The organism is Aeromicrobium chenweiae, assembly GCF_003065605.1.
Classification (GTDB): Bacteria; Actinomycetota; Actinomycetes; order Propionibacteriales; family Nocardioidaceae; genus Aeromicrobium; species Aeromicrobium chenweiae.
In genome coordinates, this window is sequence record NZ_CP026952.1 from 3,629,557 (window position 1) to 3,650,345 (window position 20,789).

Annotated in this window: 19 protein-coding genes; 8 read left to right on the top strand and 11 right to left on the bottom strand. The window is 71.0% G+C overall.

Features of this window, described 5'->3' with window-relative positions:
* Positions 1 to 18 precede the first annotated feature (18 nt).
* The 3 genes from C3E78_RS17620 (at position 19) to C3E78_RS17630 (ending at position 3,881) form a co-directional block, all read left to right on the top strand.
* Positions 19 to 1,491 carry an SDR family oxidoreductase gene (locus tag C3E78_RS17620; protein ID WP_108580597.1) on the top strand — a complete coding sequence of 491 codons (1,473 nt, stop codon included), beginning with the start codon at positions 19 to 21 and terminating at the stop codon, positions 1,489 to 1,491.
* Positions 1,492 to 1,499: 8 nt separating this feature from the next.
* Complete coding sequence (locus C3E78_RS17625; protein WP_235833796.1) at positions 1,500 to 2,324, top strand: DUF1206 domain-containing protein; 825 nt, start codon at positions 1,500 to 1,502, stop codon at positions 2,322 to 2,324.
* A 69-nt stretch (positions 2,325 to 2,393) separates the two neighbouring features.
* Positions 2,394 to 3,881, top strand: a complete 1,488-nt coding sequence (locus C3E78_RS17630; protein ID WP_108580598.1) for an amino acid permease — start codon at positions 2,394 to 2,396, stop codon at positions 3,879 to 3,881.
* A gap of 12 nt (positions 3,882 to 3,893) precedes the next feature.
* Here C3E78_RS17630 and C3E78_RS17635 read toward each other — a convergent pair whose 3' ends face one another.
* Both C3E78_RS17635 and C3E78_RS17640 read right to left on the bottom strand, forming a co-directional pair.
* Positions 3,894 to 4,454, bottom strand: coding sequence for a GNAT family N-acetyltransferase (locus C3E78_RS17635; RefSeq protein ID WP_108580599.1), 561 nt, complete (start codon positions 4,452 to 4,454; stop codon positions 3,894 to 3,896).
* A 19-nt stretch (positions 4,455 to 4,473) separates the two neighbouring features.
* Positions 4,474 to 5,091, bottom strand: a complete 618-nt coding sequence (locus C3E78_RS17640; protein WP_108580600.1) for a TetR/AcrR family transcriptional regulator — start codon at positions 5,089 to 5,091, stop codon at positions 4,474 to 4,476.
* A 45-nt stretch (positions 5,092 to 5,136) separates the two neighbouring features.
* On the opposite strand from C3E78_RS17640, the gene C3E78_RS17645 reads away from it, so the two are divergent.
* Positions 5,137 to 6,459 carry a cytochrome P450 gene (locus tag C3E78_RS17645; protein WP_199906866.1) on the top strand — a complete coding sequence of 441 codons (1,323 nt, stop codon included), beginning with the start codon at positions 5,137 to 5,139 and terminating at the stop codon, positions 6,457 to 6,459.
* Positions 6,460 to 6,473: 14 nt separating this feature from the next.
* Positions 6,474 to 7,298: an SDR family oxidoreductase gene (locus C3E78_RS17650; protein ID WP_108580601.1), complete on the top strand. Its 825-nt coding sequence runs from the start codon at positions 6,474 to 6,476 to the stop codon at positions 7,296 to 7,298.
* Positions 7,299 to 7,308: 10 nt separating this feature from the next.
* Here the strand turns inward: C3E78_RS17650 and C3E78_RS17655 are convergent, their stop codons facing one another.
* The 6 genes from C3E78_RS17655 to C3E78_RS17680 all read right to left on the bottom strand — a co-directional run bounded on the left by C3E78_RS17655 (position 7,309) and on the right by C3E78_RS17680 (position 14,601).
* On the bottom strand, positions 7,309 to 7,923 hold the full coding sequence (locus tag C3E78_RS17655) for an LON peptidase substrate-binding domain-containing protein (protein WP_199906867.1): 615 nt from the start codon (positions 7,921 to 7,923) through the stop codon (positions 7,309 to 7,311).
* A 4-nt stretch (positions 7,924 to 7,927) separates the two neighbouring features.
* Complete coding sequence (locus C3E78_RS17660; protein WP_108580602.1) at positions 7,928 to 8,749, bottom strand: ABC transporter ATP-binding protein; 822 nt, start codon at positions 8,747 to 8,749, stop codon at positions 7,928 to 7,930.
* Positions 8,746 to 9,786 carry a FecCD family ABC transporter permease gene (locus tag C3E78_RS17665; protein WP_108580603.1) on the bottom strand — a complete coding sequence of 347 codons (1,041 nt, stop codon included), beginning with the start codon at positions 9,784 to 9,786 and terminating at the stop codon, positions 8,746 to 8,748. The genes C3E78_RS17660 and C3E78_RS17665 overlap by 4 nt, the downstream gene beginning before the upstream one ends.
* On the bottom strand, positions 9,786 to 10,838 hold the full coding sequence (locus tag C3E78_RS17670; protein ID WP_108580604.1) for a FecCD family ABC transporter permease: 1,053 nt from the start codon (positions 10,836 to 10,838) through the stop codon (positions 9,786 to 9,788). Before C3E78_RS17670 ends, C3E78_RS17665 begins: the two co-directional genes overlap by 1 nt.
* A gap of 324 nt (positions 10,839 to 11,162) precedes the next feature.
* On the bottom strand, positions 11,163 to 13,352 hold the full coding sequence (locus C3E78_RS17675; RefSeq protein ID WP_108580605.1) for a 3-hydroxyacyl-CoA dehydrogenase NAD-binding domain-containing protein: 2,190 nt from the start codon (positions 13,350 to 13,352) through the stop codon (positions 11,163 to 11,165).
* Between the two features lie 31 nt (positions 13,353 to 13,383).
* Positions 13,384 to 14,601: an acetyl-CoA C-acetyltransferase gene (locus tag C3E78_RS17680; RefSeq protein ID WP_108580606.1), complete on the bottom strand. Its 1,218-nt coding sequence runs from the start codon at positions 14,599 to 14,601 to the stop codon at positions 13,384 to 13,386.
* A gap of 141 nt (positions 14,602 to 14,742) precedes the next feature.
* Here C3E78_RS17680 and C3E78_RS17685 point away from each other — a divergent pair, with 141 nt between their 5' ends.
* A complete protein-coding gene (locus C3E78_RS17685; protein WP_108580607.1) occupies positions 14,743 to 15,462 on the top strand; it encodes a MerR family transcriptional regulator in 720 nt (239 codons plus the stop codon).
* Between the two features lie 15 nt (positions 15,463 to 15,477).
* Here the strand turns inward: C3E78_RS17685 and C3E78_RS17690 are convergent, their stop codons facing one another.
* Positions 15,478 to 16,620, bottom strand: a complete 1,143-nt coding sequence (locus tag C3E78_RS17690; protein ID WP_108580608.1) for an acyl-CoA dehydrogenase family protein — start codon at positions 16,618 to 16,620, stop codon at positions 15,478 to 15,480.
* A 19-nt stretch (positions 16,621 to 16,639) separates the two neighbouring features.
* Positions 16,640 to 17,794, bottom strand: a complete 1,155-nt coding sequence (locus C3E78_RS17695; protein ID WP_108580609.1) for a CaiB/BaiF CoA transferase family protein — start codon at positions 17,792 to 17,794, stop codon at positions 16,640 to 16,642.
* Between the two features lie 70 nt (positions 17,795 to 17,864).
* Between C3E78_RS17695 and C3E78_RS17700 the strand changes: the two genes are divergently transcribed.
* The gene (locus tag C3E78_RS17700) at positions 17,865 to 18,668 is read left to right on the top strand and encodes an alpha/beta fold hydrolase (RefSeq protein ID WP_108580610.1); all 804 of its coding nucleotides are present in this window, start codon (positions 17,865 to 17,867) and stop codon (positions 18,666 to 18,668) included.
* Positions 18,669 to 18,702: 34 nt separating this feature from the next.
* Entirely contained in the window at positions 18,703 to 19,764 is a 1,062-nt protein-coding gene (locus C3E78_RS17705; RefSeq protein ID WP_108580611.1) for an FAD-dependent oxidoreductase, read from the top strand.
* On the opposite strand, the gene C3E78_RS17710 is transcribed toward C3E78_RS17705, so the two are convergent.
* The gene (locus C3E78_RS17710; protein ID WP_199906868.1) at positions 19,748 to 20,779 is read right to left on the bottom strand and encodes an alpha-hydroxy acid oxidase; all 1,032 of its coding nucleotides are present in this window, start codon (positions 20,777 to 20,779) and stop codon (positions 19,748 to 19,750) included. The genes C3E78_RS17705 and C3E78_RS17710 overlap by 17 nt on opposite strands.
* Between the last annotated feature and the right edge of the window lie 10 nt (positions 20,780 to 20,789).

Consider the following 20,789-nt stretch of genomic DNA (forward strand, 5'->3'; position numbering starts at 1 on the left):
GTCCCGAACACTGGGGGCATGTCCACCACCCGCAGTCTCGTCACCGGCGCCACCGGCTACGTCGGAGGACGGCTGGTCCCGCAGCTCCTCGAGGCCGGGCACGCCGTGCGCGTGCTGGTCCGGGACGAGCGCAAGGCGCGCACGCACGTGTGGTCCGACGACGTCGAGATCGCCGTCGGCGACGCGACGAAGACCGACGACGTCCGCGCCGCGATGCAGGGCGTGGACGTCCTGTACTACCTGCTCCACTCGATCGGCACCGGCGGCGACTTCGGCGCGACCGAGAAGGACATGGCGCAGCGCTTCGCGGAGGAGGCGAAGCGCGCCGGCGTGCGCCGCATCGTCTACCTGGGCGGGATGATCCCCCAGGACGAGGAGCTGTCGGAGCACCTGAGCTCGCGCGGCGAGGTCGGCGACGTGCTGCTCGCCTCCGGCGTGCCGACGACCGTGCTGCAGGCCGGCGTCGTCATCGGCTCGGGGTCCGCATCCTTTGAGATGCTGCGCTACCTGACCGAGCGCCTGCCCGTGATGATCACGCCGAAGTGGGTCAACACCCGCATCCAGCCGATCGCGGTGCGCGACGTGCTGCGCTACCTCGTGGGATCGGCGGACATGCCGGCGGACGTGAGCCGCCGCTTCGACATCGGCGGGCCCGAGGTGCTGACGTACCTCGACCTCATGCAACGCTTCGCCGCGATCTCGGGCCTGCCGCGCCGCCGCATCCTCAAGGTGCCGCTGCTGACGCCCGGGCTGTCCAGCCACTGGATCGGGCTGATCACCCCCGTCCCGGCGAGCCTCGCGCGGCCCCTCGTCGAGTCCCTGCGCAACACCGTCGTCGCCGCCGACACCGACATCGCGGCGTACGTCCCGGACCCGCCGGAGGGCCTGATCGACTTCGACCGCTCGGTCGAGCTCGCGCTCACCAAGATCCAGGACCTGGACGTGCCGACCAGCTGGTCCTCCGCCGCGACGGCGGGCGCTCCGGCGGAGGGCCTGCCCACCGACCCGGACTGGGCCGGCGGCTCGCTCTACAAGGACGAACGGATCCGCGAGGTCGACGCGTCTCCCGAGCACCTGTGGCAGGTCATCGAGGGGATCGGCGGCCGCAACGGCTGGTACTCCTGGCGCCTGGCCTGGCGGGTGCGGGGAGTGCTCGACCGGATGGTCGGCGGCCCCGGTCTGCGGCGCGGCCGCCGCAACCCCCGGGACCTCGTCGTCGGGGACGCCGTCGACTTCTGGCGGGTCGAGGAGACCGACGACCACTCGTTCCTGCGCCTGCGCGCCGAGATGCGCCTCCCGGGCCTGGCCTGGCTGGAGATGCAGGTCGGATCGACCGACGGGGGGACCACGACGTTCCACCACCGCGCCCTGTTCCACCCCAAGGGACTGCTCGGTCACCTGTACTGGTGGTCCGTCTGGCCGTTCCACGGCATCGTCTTCGGGTCGATGCAGCGTAATATCGCCGAGGCCGCAGAATCGCTCCAACAGTGAGGACCCCCATGACGATGACGCCCGGACGAGCCGGCGACCAGGCGCACCACAGCACCTGGCTCAAGCGCGGCGCACGGGTCGGACTGGTCGCCTACGGCGTCGTCCACCTGCTCATCGCCTGGATCGCGCTGCAGGTCGCGTGGTCGAGCGGCGGCGGCAACGCCAGCAGCGGCGGCGCCCTGAAGACCCTCGCCGACCAGCCGCTCGGCCGCACGATGCTGTGGGTCCTGGCCGTCGGCCTCGTCGCCCTCACCCTCTGGCAGATCGCCACCGCGATCTGGGGCTACCAGTCCGAGGACGACCCGAAGCGGCTGTGGAAGCGCCTGATCGCCGGCGGTCGCGCCGTCGTCTACGGCGTGCTGACGTTCTCCGCGACGAAGATCGCCGCGGGCTCCGGCGGCTCGTCGGGCGACGACTCCAAGGAGGAGGGCATCACCGCGCGCCTCCTGTCGGCGCCCGCCGGACGCGTGCTCGTCGTCGTGGTGAGCCTCGCGATCCTGGCCGTCGCCGTCAGCCAGGTGCGCCGCGGCCTCGCCGAGAAGTTCACCCACGACCTCGAGCCCGCGGCGACGACCGGCGACTCCGGCCGGACCGTGCTGGCGCTCGGCAAGGTCGGCTACGTCGCCAAGGGTGTCGCGATCGGTGTCGTCGGCATCCTGTTCGGCTGGGCCGCTCTGGCGTACGACCCGGAGAAGGCCGGCGGTCTCGACGACGCGCTCAAGACCGTCCGCGACCAGCCGTTCGGCCCGTACCTGCTCTCGGCGGTCGCGCTCGGCCTGGCGGCCTTCGGGCTGTACTGCTTCGCGTGGGCGCGGCACGCCAAGACGCGCTGACCGCGGCGCCGCGATCCCGGCGGACCCACCGCGGTTGCGACCCCGGGCGGGGCCCCACAGGATGAGGCCATGCACCTGTTCCGGATGAAGTCGGTCGAGCGCTCGATCGAGGAGACCGACGAGCCGGAGCACCGGCTCAAGAAGGAGCTCTCGGCCTGGGACCTCACGGTCTTCGGCGTGGGCGTGATGGTCGGCACGGGCATCTTCGTGCTCACCGGCGAGCAGGCGCACGTCAACGCGGGCCCGGCGATCGTCATCTCGTTCATCCTGGCCGGCATCACCTGCGGGCTGGCGGCGCTCTGCTACGCCGAGTTCGCCTCGACCGTGCCGGTCGCCGGCAGTGCGTACACGTTCTCGTACGCGACGCTCGGCGAGCTCGTCGCCTGGATCATCGGCTGGGACCTCGTCCTCGAGCTCGCCCTCGGGGCTGCAGTCGTCGCCCGCGGCTGGTCGGCGTACCTGCAGTCCCTGTTCGACCTCCCCACCTGGCTGGCCGGCGACGAGGCGATCCCCGACTTCGGCGCGATCGCGATCGTCCTCGCCCTGACGGCGGTCGGCGTCCTCGGCACCAAGCTGTCCGGCCGCGTCACCGCGATCCTCGTGGTGGTCAAGGTCGCGGTGGTGACGTTCGTGATCGTCGTGGGACTGTTCTTCATCAAGGCGTCCAACTACCAGCCGTTCATCCCCAAGTCCGAGCCCACGGACGGCGGATCAGGACTCGACTCGACCCTTCTGCAGTCGCTGTTCGGCGTCGACCCGACCGTGTTCGGCGTGTACGGGATCATCGCCGCGGCGTCCGTCGTGTTCTTCGCCTACATCGGCTTCGACATCGTCGCCACCTCCGCGGAGGAGACCAAGAACCCGCAGCGTGACGTCCCGCGCGGCATCCTGGGCTCGCTCGCGATCGTCACGGTCCTCTACGCCGCGGTCGCGTTCGTCGTCACGGGCATGCTGAAGTACAGCGACTCGCGCATGGAGACCGCCGCACCGCTCGCCGAGGCGTTCAAGGCCAACGACCTCGGCTGGGCGAGCAAGATCATCTCGGTGGGTGCGGTGGCCGGGCTCACCACCGTCGTGCTCGTGCTCATGCTCGGCCAGGCACGGGTGCTGTTCGCGATGTCCCGCGACGGGCTGCTGCCGGTCGGGCTCGCGCGGGTGCACCCCCGCTTCGGGACCCCGTACCGCATCACGGTCATCACCGGCGTCTTCGTGGCTGCGCTCGCCGGCTTCGTGCCGCTGTCGGAGCTCTCCAAGCTGGTGAGCATCGGCACCCTGTTCGCCTTCGTCCTGGTGTCGGTCGGGGTCATCATCCTGCGCCGCACGCGCGCGGACCTGCACCGGCCGTTCCGCGTCCCGGGCGTGCCGCTCGTCCCCGCGCTGTCCGTCGCGGCGTGCCTGTGGCTCATGGTCAACCTGTCGGTCGAGACCTGGATCCGGTTCCTGATCTGGCTCGCGATCGGGTTCGTCGTCTACTTCACGTACGGCTACCGTCGCTCGCGGCTCGGGCGGGGCATGCGCCAGGCCGGGCAGGACAAGGAGTCCTCACCGACCGAGTGACGCCGGAGCGGCTCAGCCGCGCCACTCGTCGGCCAGGAGGGCGTAGACGTACTCGTCCAGCCAGCCGCGGTCGCGGTGCAGCGAGTCCCGCACGTGGTGCGCCTCGCGCCGCATGCCGAGCCGTTCCATCAGGCGCCACGACGGCTCGTTCTCGGCGAAGCAGGCGGCCACGACGCGCCGGAGTCCCAGGTCGTCGAAGCAGATCGTGACCAGCGCGCCCATCGCCTCGGTCGCCAGTCCGCGGCCGTGGTGGGCGGGGTCGAACGTCCAGCCGAGCTCGGCCTCGGTAGCTGCCGCGGCCCGGATCACCTCGCTCTGCCCGTAGGCGTCCTTGACCCTGACCATGAGGTCGCCGATCACCCGCCCGTCGAGCTCGACGACGACCGCGGTCGGTCCGTCGCCGAACCGCTCGGCGAGCGACTCGACGTCGCGTGAGGTGCTGGTGATCCACTCGGCCACTGCCGGCGACGACCGGTACGCGAAGATCGCCGGGACGTCCGCCGCCTCGAAGCGGCGCAGCACCAGCCGGTCGGTGACGACCGGCCAGTCGACGGCGTCAAGAGGTGAGGTCATCCCCTCACCCTCTCACCCGTCAGCGGTGCGCGGTTGCCGTGAAGTGGTGTGTCGCGGCCTCGACGATGTCGTCGGGCGTGGCCTCGAGCGTGCCCTCGATCCACGCGGTCACCAGCTCGGCGACGCCGCCGATGAACATCGTGGCGGCCATGCGGCCCTCCTTCTCGCTCCACGCCTCGGGGCCGTAGAGCTCGCCCGCCTCGTGCTGCGCGAGCTCGGCGAACTGGCGCAGCAGGCGGGCCCGGTGCGGGCGGAGGGCGTCCAGGGACACGGACTCGACGATCGCCACGCGCCCCTTGCGGGGGTCGTCGGTGAGGATCTCGACGAACGCGCCGATGCCCGCCCGGACGCGCTCGGTCGGCCCGCCCTCGGTCTCGTCGACCGCGGCCACGGCACGCTCGGCGATCTGGGCCGCGATGTCGTCCATGACGGCCATCAAGGCCTCGTCCAGGCCGCTGAAGCTCTGGTAGAAGTAGCGCTCGGTCAGGCCCGCCGCGGCGCAGATGCGGGTCATCGTGACCGTGGGTCCGCCCTCGCTCCCCCACACCTCGAGCGTCGCCTCCAGCAGTCGGGTGCGACGGTCCGCGTGCCGCTGCTCAGCGGTCATGCCGCGGTACTGCCCTGCCTTGACTGCCATGGAACACATATTGACAGAACGTCCTGTCTGAATCAAGATGCCTGTGTGAGCCAGACCACCGTTGCCCCTCCGCGTCGCCGCGGGCTGCCCTATGTCGGACGCACCTTGGCGTACGTCCGCGACCCGATGCAGATGATGCGATCCCAGTACGACGGCTGGGGACCGGTGTCCGACATCGACTTCATCGGCAAGCGCTGGACCGTGCTGCTCGGGCCGGACGCGTGCGAGGCCGCACTGCGCAACGCCGACAAGGCGTTCGCGAGCGGCGACGGCTGGGGCTACCTGGTCGGGCCGTTCTTCGACCGGGGCCTGATGCTGCTCGACTTCGACGAGCACCACCGGCACCGTCGCATCATGCAGTCGGCGTTCACCCGCGACCGGCTCGAGGGATACACCGCGGCCCTGCAGCCCGCCGTCGCCGCCGGCATCGCCGAGTGGCGGGCCGATCCGGCGTTCCTCGCGTACCCGGCGCTCAAGGAGCTGACCCTCGACCTCGCGACCGAGGTCTTCATGGGCGGGGCCGACCTCGCCACGCCCGACGAGCTCGACCGGGTCAACCAGGCGTTCATCGACTGCGTCCAGTCCGCGACCGCCCTGCTGCGGGCCAACATCCCCGGCACCCGTTGGGGCCGGGCCATCCGCGGGCGCCGACTCCTCGAGGAGTTCTTCGGGCGCCACCTCGCGGCCAAGCGTGCCGCACCGGGCGACGACCTGTTCTCGGTGCTGTGCCACCTCGAGACCGAGGACGGTGAGCGGTTCAGCGACCAGGACATCGTCAACCACATGATCTTCCTGCTGATGGCCGCGCACGACACCTCGACCATCACGGTGTCGACCGTCATGCAGCAGCTCGGGCAGCACCCCGAGTGGCAGGAGCGGTGCCGCGCCGAGGCGCTGGCCCTGCCGGAGAACCCCACGCTGGCCGACCTCGACGGGCTCGTCGCGATCGACCTGGTGATGAAGGAGAGCCTGCGCCTGGTGCCGCCGGTGCCGGTGCTCGCCCGCAAGACCGTCAAGGAGACCGAGATCCTCGGTCACACCATCCCGGCCGACCGGCTCGTCGCCGTGATGGTCCACCTCTCCCACCACATGGCCGAGCTGTGGGAGGACCCCGAACGGTTCGACCCCGAGCGGTTCGCCGACGACCGGCGCGAGGACAAGGTGCACCGCTACGCGTGGGAGCCCTTCGGCGGCGGTGTGCACAAGTGCATCGGCCTGTTCTTCGCGGGCGCCGAGGTCAAGACGATCCTGGTGCACCTGCTGCGCGAGTTCGAGTGGACCGTCGACGCCGACTACCGCGCCCCCATGAGCTACACGTCCCTGCCGTTCCCCAAGGACGGTCAACCCGTCCACCTCACCCGCCGCTGAACCCAGGAGCCCCCATGTCCCGATCCCTTCGCAACCAGCTCGTCGTCATCACCGGGGCCGGTCGCGGCATCGGCCTGTCCACGGCCCGCCACTTCGTCGCCGCCGGCGCCCAGGTCGTCATCGGCGACCTCGACGACGACGTCGCCGCCAAGGCCGCGGCCCAGGTCGGCGGCGGGACGGTCGGCCTGACCGTCGACGTCTCCGACCGGGCCTCGTATGCCGCGTTCATCGACCGGGCCAGGGCGGTCGGCACGATCGACATCCTGGTCAACAACGCGGGCATCATGCCGCTCGCGCCCCTGACCGAGGAGTCCGACGAGGCCACCGACCGCATCATCGACGTGAACCTGCGCGGTGTCATCACCGGGACGAAGCTCGTGGTCCCGCAGATGATCCAGCGCGGGCACGGCCACGTCATCAACATCGCGTCGGCCGTCGGCCGCATCGCGGTGGCGAACGGGGCCACGTACAGCGCGAGCAAGTACGCCGTGGTCGGGTTCTCCGAGGCGATGCGCTCGGAGCTCCAGCCGCACGGCGTGGACGTGTCCTGCATCCTGCCGACCGTCGTCGCGACCGAGCTCGCGGCGGGCGTCTCGGCGACCAAGGGCATGCGCGCCGCCCAGCCGGACGACGTGGCCAAGGCCGTGGTGCGCGTCGCGCAGAAGCCGCAGTTCGAGACCTGGGTGCCGCGGCACAGCAAGGGCATCTTCTACTCCAGCAACGCGCTGCCCCGCCGCCTGAAGGATGCGCTGGGGCACGCGATCGGCGCCGACCGCGCGTTGAGCGACGTCGACGCCGACGCCCGGGCCGAGTACGAGCGGCGCGCGGCCCGCCCGTAGGTCCAGGTCCCTAGTCGGGGAGCCGCAGCTCCGCGGCCTCCTGGGTCGCCGTCGCCACGGCGTCCAGGAGGCCCTCGACGCTCGTGGCCTGCAGCAGCGACACCTGGTCGTACGCGCCGACCGGTGCGATCGCGGCCAGCTGCCACAACGCGGCGAGGGGCTCGTCGGCCAGCCCGATCGTCGAGGACCAGCGCTGCTCCTCGAACTCGCTGATCCGCGCCATCGTCACGCGGACCAGCTCCTCGACCTCGTCCCGGCGGTCGCGCCACTGCTCATCCCACTCCAGGGCGGGGAGCAGGCGCACCAGTGCGCGGGGGTAGGGGTCGTCCGGCAGCCACTCGACGACCTCGAACCGCCGACCGCCCTGGGCGACGAGTGACACGAACCCGTCCGCGGGACCGACCTCGACGACCTGGGCGACCGTGCCGGTGGAGAACCGCTGCTCACCGCCGCCGACCTCGTGACCGCGCTCGATCAGGACGACACCGAACTCGGCCGACTCCCGGGCGAGGACGTCCTGGAGCATCTGCAGGTAGCGGTCCTCGAAGACCCGCAGGGGCAGGGGCATCGCCGGGAACAGGACGGACCCGAGCGGGAACATCGAAAGCTCGACGAGATCCTGCACGGCGTCAGGCCAGCGCCTCGACGACCGACCGGTCGGCGTGGTGGCGGCCGCGGGGGACGATCATCGGCGTGCCGCTGACCGGGTCGGGCACCACGTCGCACGCGAGGCCGAAGACCTCGGTCACGACCGCGGCGTCGATGACGTCGCGGGGGGCGCCCTCGGCCAGGATCGAGCCCTTCTTCATCGCGATGATGTGGTCGGCGTAGCGGCAGGCGAGGTTGAGGTCGTGCAGCACCAGGACGATCGTCTTGCCGGACTCGCGGTTCAGGTCGGTCAGCAGATCGAGCAGCTCGACCTGGTGGTTGATGTCCAGGAACGTCGTCGGCTCGTCCAGCAGCAGCAGGTCCGTGTCCTGCGCCAGGGCCATCGCGACCCACACCCGCTGGCGCTGACCGCCGGACAGCTCGGAGAGGGCCCGGCCCTCCAGGTCGGTCGTCCCGGTCGCCGCCAGCGCCGCGGCCACCGCGTGGTCGTCCTCCGCGCTCCAGCGCCGGAACCAGCCCTGGTGCGGGTAGCGACCGCGTCCCACGAGGTCGCCGACCGTGATGCCGTCGGGGGCGACCGGTGACTGCGGCAGCAGGCCGAGGACCCGGGCCACGTCCGCGCTCTTCATGTCGTGCAGCGACGTGCCGTCGAGGAGGACCTGCCCGGCGCGCGGGCGCAGCAGGCGGGCGAGACCGCGCAGCAGGGTCGACTTGCCGCACGCGTTGGCGCCGACGATCACCGTGATCTTGCCGTCGGGGATCTCGACGTCGAGGTCGGACACGATGTCGGAGTCGGCGTAGCCGAGGGTGAGGTGCTGGGCACGCAGGTCGTGGGAGGTCATCCGCCGCGTCCTTCCCGGTTGACGGTGGCGAGGAGCCAGATGAGGTAGGGGGCGCCGACCAGCCCGGTGATGACGCCGGTCGGCAGCGAGGTCGGCAGCAGCTGCTCCGACACGAGGTCCGCTGCCAGGACGATGATCGCGCCGACGAGACCGGCCGCGAGGACGCCGCCGGCGGGGCCGGTCAGCCGCTGGGCGATGGGGGCCGCGATGAGCGCCACGAACATGATGGGGCCCGCGACGGCGGTCGAGAAGCCGATGAGGACGATCGACACGGCGAGGAGCGCCAGTCGGCCGACCTCGACCCGGGAGCCGAGGGCCCTCGCTGTGTCGTCCCCCAGCTCGAGCGCGCGCAGGGGCCGCTCGAGGACCAGCGCGACCGGGACGAGGACGAGGAGCGCGACCAGGAGAGTGCGCAGCTCACCGGACCCGGCCTGGCCGACCGTGCCGACCAGCCACGTCATCGCCTCGCGCGCCTCGTAGAGATCGGCACGCGTGATGACGTAGCCGACGAGCGAGAGCAGCAGCTGGGAGACGCCGATGCCGATGAGGATGAACCGGTAGCCCGAGATCCCGTCCCGCCAGGCCAGCAGGTAGATCGCGAGCGCGGCCAGCAGGGCGCCGGCGAGGGCGGAGGCGGAGACCACCAGGCTCCCGGCACCGAACAGGACGATCGCCGTGACGGCGAACAGGCTCGCGCCGGACGACACGCCCACGAAGTCGGGCGAGGCCAGCGGGTTGCCCAGCAGCTTCTGGAACACGAAGCCCGAGATGCCGAGCGCCAGGCCGACGGCCAACGCCGCCGCTGCGGTCGGGAGCCGCAGGTCGCGGACGATGAAGTCGACCGCGGGGTCGTCGGTGAGCCGGAACGCCGAGCCGATCACGTCGAGCGGCGGGACGACGTAGTCGCCGACCATCATCGTCAGGACGAAGAGCGCGAACGCGACCACGGCCAGCGTCGCGGTCACGACGAGCGAGCGGCGGTGCCGGACCTGGCGGCCCGACCGGACCGTGGCGCGGGGCTGGAGGAGCGCGGTCATCACAGCTCCGCGAGGTTGCGGTAGCGGACGAGGGCGATGAAGGCGGGTGCGCCGAGGACGCCGAGGACCACACCGACCTGCAGCTCGCCGGGGGCGACCGCGACCCGGCCGAGGATGTCGGCCAGCAGCAGCACGGTCGGCGTCAGCAGCAGCGTGTAGGGCAGGATCCAGCGGTAGTCCGGGCCGCAGAGCAGGCGGGCGACGTGCGGCACGACCAGGCCGATGAAGACGATCGGGCCGCAGGCGGCGGTCGCCGCGCCGCACAGCACGGCGACGGTCGCGAACATCACGACCCGGGTCAGCCTGACCCGCTGGCCGAGGGCCAGCGCGAGGTCCTCGCCCAGGGCCAGGCCGTTGAGGGCGCGGCCGGTGCCCAGGGCCACGAGGAGCCCGACGAGCAGGAACGGGACGGTCTGCCAGAACACCGGGAAGTAGCGACCGGCCAGCGAGCCCACCTGCCAGAAGCGCAGCTCGTTGAGGGCCTCGACGTTGGTCATCACGATTGCGGAGGTGACCGACGTCAGGACCGCCGTGACGGCCGCTCCGGCGAGCGCCAGCTTGACCGGTGTCGCGCCCTCACGGCCGAGCGACGCGATGCCGTAGACCGTGACGGTCGCCAGCCCGGCTCCGGCGAACGCGAACCACACGTACGTGCTCACGTCCTGCGTGCCGAGGACCATGATCCCGAAGACGATGAAGGCCGCCGCGCCGGCGTTGATGCCCATGATCCCGGGGTCCGCGAGCGGGTTGCGGGTCACGCCCTGCAGGATCACGCCGCTCAGACCGAGTGCCGCGCCCGCGAACAGGCCGATCAGCGTGCGCGGCACCCGCATCTCGCGGATGACCGTCTCGGACGCCGACGACGGGTCGTAGTCGGTGAAGGCCCGCCAGATGGTCGCCAGCCCGACCCCGCGGGAGCCCAGCGTGATGCTGAAGAAGCAGACCACCGCGAGCACGCCCACCAGCACCAGCAGGCCGGTCGCCAGAGCAGTCCGCGAGCGGTGACGCGGTGCTGTCGGGACGGCAGCGGCCGACGGCTGGGTCAGGGTCATGTGCGGTGGGGCCGGCCTTTCGGGAGTCAACCTCTCCAGCGTAACTTAGGTATGCCTACCCAGACCACACGAGTGACGCGGTCGACGCGCTCGCCCGGGGGGCGCGGTGTTTCTGCCACCGAATGAGCCGGAGTCCCGCCGGCGCGGTGCGTACGCCTCCGTCTGGGCCGGAAACTCGCCGGCGCGGTGCGTACGCCACCGTACGAGGCGGAAATCGGCGTCAGAAGGTGGCAGAAGCACCGCACCCCCGGCAGACGGTGGCAGAAACACCGCGCCCCCGGGACCTCGCGGGTCCCGGGGGCGTGTGTCAGAGCTGGCTGGCGGTCAGGCGAACTTCTCGCCGTTCTTGGCCTTCTCGAGCAGCGACGCGGGCGGGGTGAACCGCTCGCCGTACTTCTGCGCGAGCTCCTGGGCGCGAGCCGTGAAGGCCTCGACGCCGATCGAGCCGTCCGCGGCCTCGTAGCCGTTGACGTACTGGATCGCACCGCCCTGCATGGCCGGGAAGCCGATGCCGAAGATCGAGCCGATGTTGGCGTCCTGGGTCGTGCGGAGCACGCCCTCGTCCAGGCACTTGATCGTCTCGAGGCTCATGATGAACGTCAGGCGCTCCTTGAGGTCCTCGAACGGCGGCTGCTCGTCCGCGACCGGGAACTTCTCGGCCAGGCCGCTCCACAGTCCCTGACGCTTGCCGTCGACGTACTCGTAGAAGCCGGCACCCTTGAGGCGGCTGGGGCGACCGATCTCGATCATCGTGTCGATGATGTCCTCGGCGGCGTTGGCCTCCCACGTGCCTCCGGCCTCCTCCACGGCGGCCTTCGACTCGTTGCGGATCTTGACCATGAGCTCCAGGTTGAGTTCGTCGCTCAGCTGCAGCACGGGGGCCGGGAAGCCGGCCTGCGTCGTGGCCCGCTCGATCGAGACCGGCGAGACGCCCTCGGCGAGCATGCCGATGCCCTCGTTGACGAACGTGCCGATGACGCGGCTGGTGAAGAAGCCACGGCTGTCGCCGACGACGATCGGCGTCTTCTTGATCGCCTTGGTGTAGTCGATGACGCGGGCGATGGCCTCGTCGGACGTCTTCTCACCCGCGATGATCTCGACCAGCGGCATCTTGTCGACCGGCGAGAAGAAGTGGATGCCGATGAAGTCCTCGGGACGCTCGACGCCGTCGGCCAGGATCGTGATGGGCAGCGTCGAGGTGTTCGAGCCGAGCAGGGCGTCGGGCTTGACGACCTTCTGCAGCTCGCCGAAGACCTCGTGCTTGAGCTTGACCGACTCGAAGACGGCCTCGATCACGAAGTCGCTGCCCTCGAGCGTCGCGTAGTTGTCCGTCGGCGTGATGCGGGCCAGCAGCTCGTCGGCCTTCTCCTGCGACAGGCGTCCACGGGAGACGGCCTTGTCGACCAGGTTCTGGCTGTACGACTTGCCCTTCTCGGCGGCCTCCATCGAGACGTCCTTGAGGACGACCTGGAAACCGGCCTTGGCCGAGACGTACGCGATGCCCGCGCCCATCATGCCGGCGCCGATGACCGCGATCTTCTCGGCCTTGGTGGGGGCGATGCCCTCGGGGCGGGACTTGCCCGCGTTGATCGCACCCAGGTCGAAGAAGAACGCCTGCGTCATGTTCTTGAACTGCTGGCCGACGATCAGCTGCACGAGGTAGCGCGACTCGATGCGGGTCGCGGTGTCGAAGTCGACCTGCGCGCCCTCGACCGCAGCGCTCATGATCGCGCGCGGCGCCTTGTAGAGCGCACCCTTGGTCTGCTTGCGCAGGTTGGCCGGGAAGGCCGGCAGGAACGCCGCGAGCTTGGGGTTGGACGGCAGTCCGCCCGGCATGCGGTAGCCCTTGCGGTCCCACGGCTGCGTGGCGGCCTCCTCGTTGGCCGCATTGGCCTCGATCCACGCCTTCGCGGCCGGGATCAGCTCGTCCTGCGACGCGACGAGCTCGTCGACGAGGCCCTCGGAGAGCGCCTTGGAGGGCTTGAGCTGCTGTCCCTGCAGGAGGAACTTCATCAGCGCGTCGGACAGGCCGAACATGCGGACGGTGCGCGTGACTCCACCGCCGCCGGGCAGCAGGCCGAGGGTCGCCTCGGGCAGGCCGATCGAGTAGCCGCCGTCGACCGCGATGCGGTGGTGCGCCGCGAGCGCGATCTCCAGTCCGCCGCCGAGGGCGGCGCCGTTGATCGCCGCGACGACGGGCTTGCCGGACGTCTCGAGCTGGCGGAGCGTCGCCTTGATGGCCTCGACGTTCGCGAACAGGGCCTCCGCGTCGGCCGGCGTCGCCTGGGTCATCAGCTTGAGGTCGCCTCCGGCGAAGAAGGTCTTCTTCGCCGAGGAGATGATGACGCCCTTGATCGAGTCGGCGTCCTCCGCGATCTCCTGGGTGAGCCGGTCGACGGCCGCGGCCATCGCATCGGTGTACGCCTGGTTCATCGTGTTGGCGCTCTGGTCGGGGTCGTCCAGGACGAGGTTGACGATGCCGTCCTCGACCTCGTAACGCACTGCTTCAGTCATGTGTGTGTTCTCTCTCGAAGGTGGGGACGGGTCAGCGGATGCGCTCGATGACGGTGGCGATGCCCATGCCGCCGCCGACGCAGAGGGTGGCCAGGCCGTAGCGCTGGTCACGACGCTCGAGCTCGTCGATGAGGGTGCTGATGAGCATCGCGCCGGTCGCACCCAGCGGGTGACCCATCGCGATCGATCCGCCGTTGACGTTGGTCTGGTCGTGCGGGTAGCCGCCCAGGTCCTTCATGAGGCGCAGCGCCACGGCGGCGAACGCCTCGTTGATCTCGAGCAGGTCGATGTCGCCGATGCTGAGGCCGGCACGCTCGAGCGCCTTCAGGCTGGCCGGGCCGGGGCCCGTCAGCATGATCGTGGGCTCGGAGCCGGAGACCGCGGCCGAGAGGATGCGGGCGCGCGGCGTGAGGCCGTGGCGCTCGCCGGCTGCTTCGCTGCCGACCAGGACGAGGCCGGCGCCGTCGACGATGCCCGACGAGTTGCCCGCGTGGTGGACGTGGTCGATCTTCTCGATCCAGTGGTACTTCTCCAGCGCGACGGAGTCGAAGCCGCCCTGGTCACCGATCTGCGCGAACGACGGGGGCAGCTTGCTGAGGCTCTCGACGGTCGTGCCCTCACGGACGAACTCGTCGTGGTCGAGGATCGTCAGGCCGGACGCGTCCTTGACCGGGATGACCGAGTTCTTGAAGTAGCCGTTCGCGATGGCCTTGGCGGCACGCGCCTGCGACTCGGCGGCGAATGCGTCGACGTCCTCACGGCTGTAGCCCTCGACCGTCGCGATGAGGTCGGCGCCGATGCCCTGGGGCACGAAGTCGGTGTCGAACGCGGTCTGCGGGTCCATGGCCCACGCGCCACCGTCGGAGGCCATGGGCACACGGCTCATGGACTCGACGCCACCGGCGAGGATCAGGTCCTCCCAGCCCGAGCGCACGCGCGCCGAGGCCTGGTTGACGGCCTCGAGGCCCGAGGCGCAGAAGCGGTTGAGCTGGACGCCGGCCACCGTGTCGGGCAGACCGGCCGCGAGGGCAGCAGTCTTGGCGATGTCGGCGCCCTGGTCGCCGACGGGCGACACGCAGCCGAGGACGACGTCCTCGATGCCGTCGGTGTCGAGCGTGGGGTTGCGCTTGCGGATCTCGTCGATCAGGCCGGTGACCAGCGAGATCGGCTTGACCTCGTGGAGCGACCCGGACTTCTTGCCGCGACCTCGCGGCGTGCGGATGGCGTCGTAGACGAAGGCCTCGGTCATAGGAAATGTCCTCGCAGAATCTGGTGGATGACGCGTCAGCAGAACTGACACGACTGATTGTGACACCAACACTGTCAATGTCAAAGGACCGGGGGTGTGTGACTCGCCTCCTCCGTCGGCAGGTGGCATAGGGTCAGCCCCATGACTCCCCCCGCCGAGACGATGAGCGTCGAGCAGCTGGCCTCGCGGGTCGGCATGTCGGTGCGCACGGTCCGGTTCTACGCCGGCCGCGGCCTCATCCCGCCGCCCCGCCGCGAGGGTCGCAACGGCTTCTACGGCCCCGACCACCTCGCCCGGCTCGAGCTGGTCAAGGAGCTCCAGGCCCACGGCTTCACGCTGTCGGCCATCGAGGGCTACCTCGAGAACATCCCGAACGACGCGACCCCCGAGCAGGTCGCGGTGCACCGCACGCTGCTCGCGCCGTGGATGGCCGACCGCCCGGAGGAGCTGGACCGGGCCGCCCTGGAGCTCCGGGCAGGCCGCGCCCTCAGCGACGACGACATCGAGATGCTCGTCGCCCTCGGCGTCGTCGAGCCGACGCCGACCGAGGACGTCTTCCGGGTCGCGCCGGCCCACCTCGCAGTGGGCATCCAGTTCATCGAGACCGACATGCCGATCGAGGTCGCGCACGCGTCGCGGCGCATCTTCGACGAGGCCGGCCGGGCCGTGGCCCGCGAGATCACCGAGGTCTTCCGCACGATGTGGTGGCCCGAGCTGCGCGCGTCGGGACGTCCGGTCGAGGACATCACGGCCCTGATCGAGCGGTTCAAGCCGCTGACGATCCAGGCGCTCGTCACCGCGTACGAGACCGCAGTCGACGAGTCCAAGCGGGAGACGGTCCGCCGCCGAGCCGAGAGCTGACGGCGGACCGCGGGCTCACAGGCCCATCGTGCGCCCGATGATCTCCTTCATGATCTCGGTCGTGCCGCCGTAGATCGTCTGGATCCGGCTGTCGGTGTACGCCTTGGAGATCGGGTACTCGCTCATGTAGCCGTAGCCGCCGTGCAGCTGCAGGCACTTGGCCGCGGCCCGGTTCTGCAGCTCGGTGGTCCACCACTTGCCCATCGCGGCTTCCTCGATCGTCAGCTCGCCCTTGGACAGCGCGACGATGCTCTTGTCGACGAACGCCTGACCGATCTGGACCTCGGTCTCGAGCTCGGCGAGCACGAAGCGCGAGTTCTGGAACGAGCCGATCGGCTTGCCGAACGCCTTGCGCTCCTTGACGTAGTCCAGCGTCATGTCGATGATCGCCCGGGTCGCGGCGATCGCGCCGACCGAGATCGCGAGACGCTCCTGCGGCAGCTTCTCCATCAGGTAGATGAAACCCTTGCCCTCCTCGCCGAGCAGGTTGTCGACCGGGACCCGCACGTTGTCGAAGAACAGCTCGGCGGTGTCCTGCGCCTTCAGGCCCATCTTGTCCAGGTTGCGGCCGCGCTCGAAGCCCTCCATGCCACGCTCCAGGACGATCAGGGAGACGCCCATCGCGCCGGCGTCCGGATCGGTCTTGACCGCGACGATCACCAGGTCGGCCAGGATGCCGTTGGAGATGAACGTCTTGGCGCCGTTGACGACGTAGTGGTCCCCGTCGCGCACCGCGGTGGTCGTGATGGCCTGCAGGTCCGAGCCCGTGCCGGGCTCCGTCATGGCGATCGCGGTGATCGTCTCGCCGGTGCAGAACTTCGGCAGCCAGCGCTGCTTCTGCTCCTCGGTGGCGTACGACAGGAGGTAGCCCGAGACCAGGTCGGTGTGCAGGACGAAGCCGACACCGCTCGCGCCGATGCGGATCATCTCCTCAGACATGATCGCGTTGAAGCGGAAGTCGTTCATGCCGCCTCCGCCGAACTCCTCGGGCATCATGAACCCGAGCAGGCCGAGCGCGCCCGCCTTCTCCCAGATCTCCCGCGGGACGATGCTGTCCTTCTCCCACTGGTCGTGGTGCGGGGCGATCTCCTTCTCGCAGAACGCCCGGACGGTGTCGCGGAACGCGTCGTGGTCGGCTTCGTAGATGCCTCGCTGCATGATGCCCTCTTCTTGGTTCTTAGTCGGCTTGGACGGCGACGCCGTCGGCGATGAGCTGGTCGACATCGGCGATGCCCCAGGCGTTGAGTGCTGCGGTGGTGCTGGCACCCGCCCGCTCGGGCGGGGTGGTCAAGGTGGCGGGCGTCGCGGAGAACCGGGGCGCCGGTGCGGGCTGGGTCAGGCCGTCCCGCTCGACGTACGTGCCGCGGGCGACGTTGTGCGGGTGCGTGTACGCCTCCTCGATGCTCAGCACCGGGGCGACGCACGCGTCGGTGCCGTCGAAGAGCTGCTCCCACTCGGCGCGGGTGCGCGAGGCGAACGTCTCGGTGAGCATCTGGCGCAGCTCGCCCCAGCGCGCGAAGTCGTACTGGCCCGGGGCGTCGGTGAGCCCGAGTCCCTCGATCAGCGCGGCGTAGAACTGCGGCTCGAGCGGCCCGACCGACATCCACTGGCCGTCCGACGTCTCGAACACGTCGTAGAACGGGGTGCCGGTGTCCAGCATGTTCGTGCCGCGGTGGTTGCTCCAGCTGCCGGACTGCTGCATCGCGACGATCATCGACATCAGGTGCGCGGTGCCGTCGGTGATCGCGGCGTCGATGACCTGGCCCTCGCCGGTCGCGCGGGCGTGCGTGAGGGCGGCGAGCACCCCGGTGACGAGGTACATCGAGCCGCCCGCGAAGTCGCCGACGAGGTTGAGCGGCACCTGAGGCGGGCCGCCCGCCCGGCCGATGGCGCCGAGGGCGCCGGCGACCGAGATGTAGTTGATGTCGTGCCCGGCGGTCTGGGCGAGGGGGCCGTCCTGTCCCCACCCGGTCATCCGGCCGTAGACCAGGCGCGGGTTGCGCGCGTGGCACTCCTGCGGACCCAGCCCGAGGCGCTCGGTGACGCCCGGGCGCAGTCCCTCGATGAGGATGTCGGCCGACTCAACCAGGTCGAGCACCGTCTCCACGCCGCGGGGGTTCTTGAGGTCGATCGCGACCGAGGGGCGACCCCGGCCGAGGATGTCCTTGTCGGCCGCGCCGAGCTGCAGGGCGTTGCCGCCCGGACGGTCGACGCGGATGACATCGGCTCCGAGGTCCGCGAGGAGCATCGCCGCGAACGGGCCCGGGCCGATGCCGACGAGCTCGACGACGCGAACGCCGTGCAGGGGACCGGACGGGGGGGAATTGGTCACACCGAGATTGTGACAGTAGTACTGTCACGGTTGCAACCCACCACAGCACTCCCGAGAGGACGACCCCCGCATGCTCTCCGAGCTGGTCTACACACGCAAGGGCTCCGGCGAGCCCCTCGTCCTGATCCACGGCATCGGCCACCGCCGCCAGGCGTGGAACCCGGTGCTCGACGCCCTCGCCGAGTCGTACGACGTCATCGCGGTCGACCTGGCCGGCTTCGGCGAGTCCCCCGCGTACCCCGAGAGCGCCTCGTACGACATGGACTCCGCGTGCGACAACCTCGCGGACAACTTCGCGCGGTGGGGCGTGGACCGTCCCCACGTCGTCGGCAACTCCCTCGGCGGGGCGATCGCCCTCGAGCTGGGCGCCCGCGGCCTCGCCCGGTCCGTCACCGCGCTGAGCCCGGCCGGCTTCTTCGGGGTCCTCAACCGGGTGCAGACGCTGGTCCTCCTGGTCGTGCTGCGGCTCAGCAGCCAGCTGCCCGTCGGTGCGCTGCGCCTGCTCTCGCGCAGCGGCTGGGGCCGCAAGCTCGCCGGCGCCTCCCTCTACACGCACCCCGAGCGGTTCACCGCGGACGAGGTGCTCGGCGACGCACTCGCGCTGAAGCGCTGCCAGGGCTTCGAGCGGACGATCGTCAAGGGCGTCCGGTACGCCTTCCGGGCCCGCGTCCACGTGCCGACCACGATCGCCTGGGGCACCCGCGACCTGATCCTGCCCTACAGCTCCTCGGCCATCGCGCAGGAACGCCTGCCCGAGGCGCGGCACGTCGCCCTGCCGCACTGCGGCCACGTGCCGATGATCGACGACCCGGCCCTGATCGTCCGTGTCATCGAGAACACCGTGGCCCGCACGCAGGAGTCGGCAGCCGCCTAGGAATGAGCGGTCCGTCCGCGACGTTGACGCCGGCGTGGAGATCTTCGACGCGGTCGTGATCGGCGCGGGCCAGGCCGGCCTCTCGTCGTCGTACCACCTGAAGCGCCGCGGCATCAGCCACGTCGTCCTCGACGCGGACGACCGGGCCGGTGGCGCGTGGCAGCACCGCTGGGACGCCCTGACGATGCACGACGTGCACGGGGTCGCCGACCTGCCGGGCGCCGAGATCCCGCCGGACACCGGTGAGGAACGGGCCAACGAGTTCGTCCCCGCGTACTTCGCGGACTACGAGCAGCGGTTCGAGCTCCCGGTCGTGCGCCCGGTCGCGGTGAAGCGGGTCCGCGACGAGGACGGCCTGCTGGTCGTCGAGTCGGACACCGGCTCGTGGACGACCCGCACCCTGGTCAACGCGACCGGCACGTGGAGCCGGCCCTTCGTGCCGCACTACCCGGGCATGGAGACGTTCCTCGGCGAGCAGCTGCACGCCTCCGACTACCCCGGCCCCGAGCACTTCCTCGGCAAGCGCGTGGTGGTGGTCGGCGGCGGGGCGTCGGCCGTGCAGTTCCTCGGCGCCCTGGCGCCCATCACCGAGACCGTCTGGGTCACCCGGCGCGAACCGGTCTGGCGCACCGACGAGTTCACGCCCGAGGTGGGCCGGGCCGTCGTCGCCAAGGTCGAGGAGCGCGTGCGTCAGGGCCTCCCGCCGCGCAGCGTCGTCAGCGTCACCGGACTGCTCCTGCGCGAGCAGGAGCGCGAGGCCGAGCGCCTCGGCGCGTACGCCGACCGCCGGCCCATGTTCGCCTCGATCGAGCCCGACGGCGTCCGGTGGGCGGACGGCCGGTTCGAGCGCGCGGACGTCATCTTGTGGGCGACAGGGTTCCGCCCGGCCGTCGACCACCTGGCACCGCTGCACCTGCGCAGCCCGCTCGGCGGCATCCAGCTCGACGGAACGACGGCCGTCGCGGACCCGCGGGTGCAGATGGTCGGCTACGGGCCCTCAGCCAGCACGATCGGCGCCAACCGGGCCGGACGCACCGCGGCGCGAGGCGTCGCGGAGCAGCTCCGTGCCGCGCAGACCGTCAGCGTCGACGCGTGAGGAAGCGGGCGTCCAGGTCGGCCGCCCGCGGACAGCCCAGGAGCGCCAACGCGTTGTCGAGCTCGTCGACCAGCTGCTGGATGACCTGCTGGGCACCGGCCGTCCCCTCGCACACCAGGCCCCACAGGACGGGCCGGCCGACCAGGACGGCGTCCGCACCGAGGGCGAGCGCCTTCGCCGCGTCCCAGCCGCGCCGGATTCCGCCGTCGACCAGCACGTCGATGCGACCGTCCACCGCCTCCGCCACCGGACCCAGCGCGTCCGCACCCGACAGCACGGTGTCGAGCTGACGGCCGCCGTGGTTGGAGACGATGAGGCCCGCGACACCCGCGTCGACCGCCCGCTCGGCGTCCCCCGGGTCGAGGATGCCCTTCAGCACGAGCGGCAGCCCGCTGGCCTCGCCGATCGCGGCGACGTCGTCCCAGGTCAGGGACGGGTCGTGCATCGCGTGCCGCTCGGCCGGGGTCACCGGGCCCTGCGTGAGCTGCACGTACGTGGGGTGCTCGAGGACGTGGCGTGAACGCTCGTCCCGCTCCCGGCGGCCCCCGGTCGGGAAGTCGACCGTGATGACCAGCGCCTCGTAGCCACCCTCGCGCGCCGCCTGCACCAGGTCGTCGGTGACGGCGCGGTCCTTGAAGACGTACAGCTGGAGCCACCGGTCGGCGTCGCCCATCGCCCGGGCGACCTCGCGCGGGTCGGTCGTGGTCTGGGACGACAACACGTACGTCGCGCCGGTCGCGGCCGCCGCCGTCGCGGTGCCGATCTCGGCGTCCGGGTGGGCGCTGCGCTGGTACGCCATCGGGGCCACGAGGAACGGGTGCGGCCGGCGGCGCCCCAGCAGGGTCACCGAGCTGTCCCGTTCCTCCACACCGACCAGCACCCGGGGCGCCAGGACCAGGCGGCGCCACGACTCGACGTTGTCGCGCAGGGTGATCTCGTCACCCGCGCCGCCGGCGAAGTAGCCGTGCACCGCCTCGTCGAGCAGCTGGGCCGCCCGCTCCTCGAAGTCGTTCACGGGGCTCAGC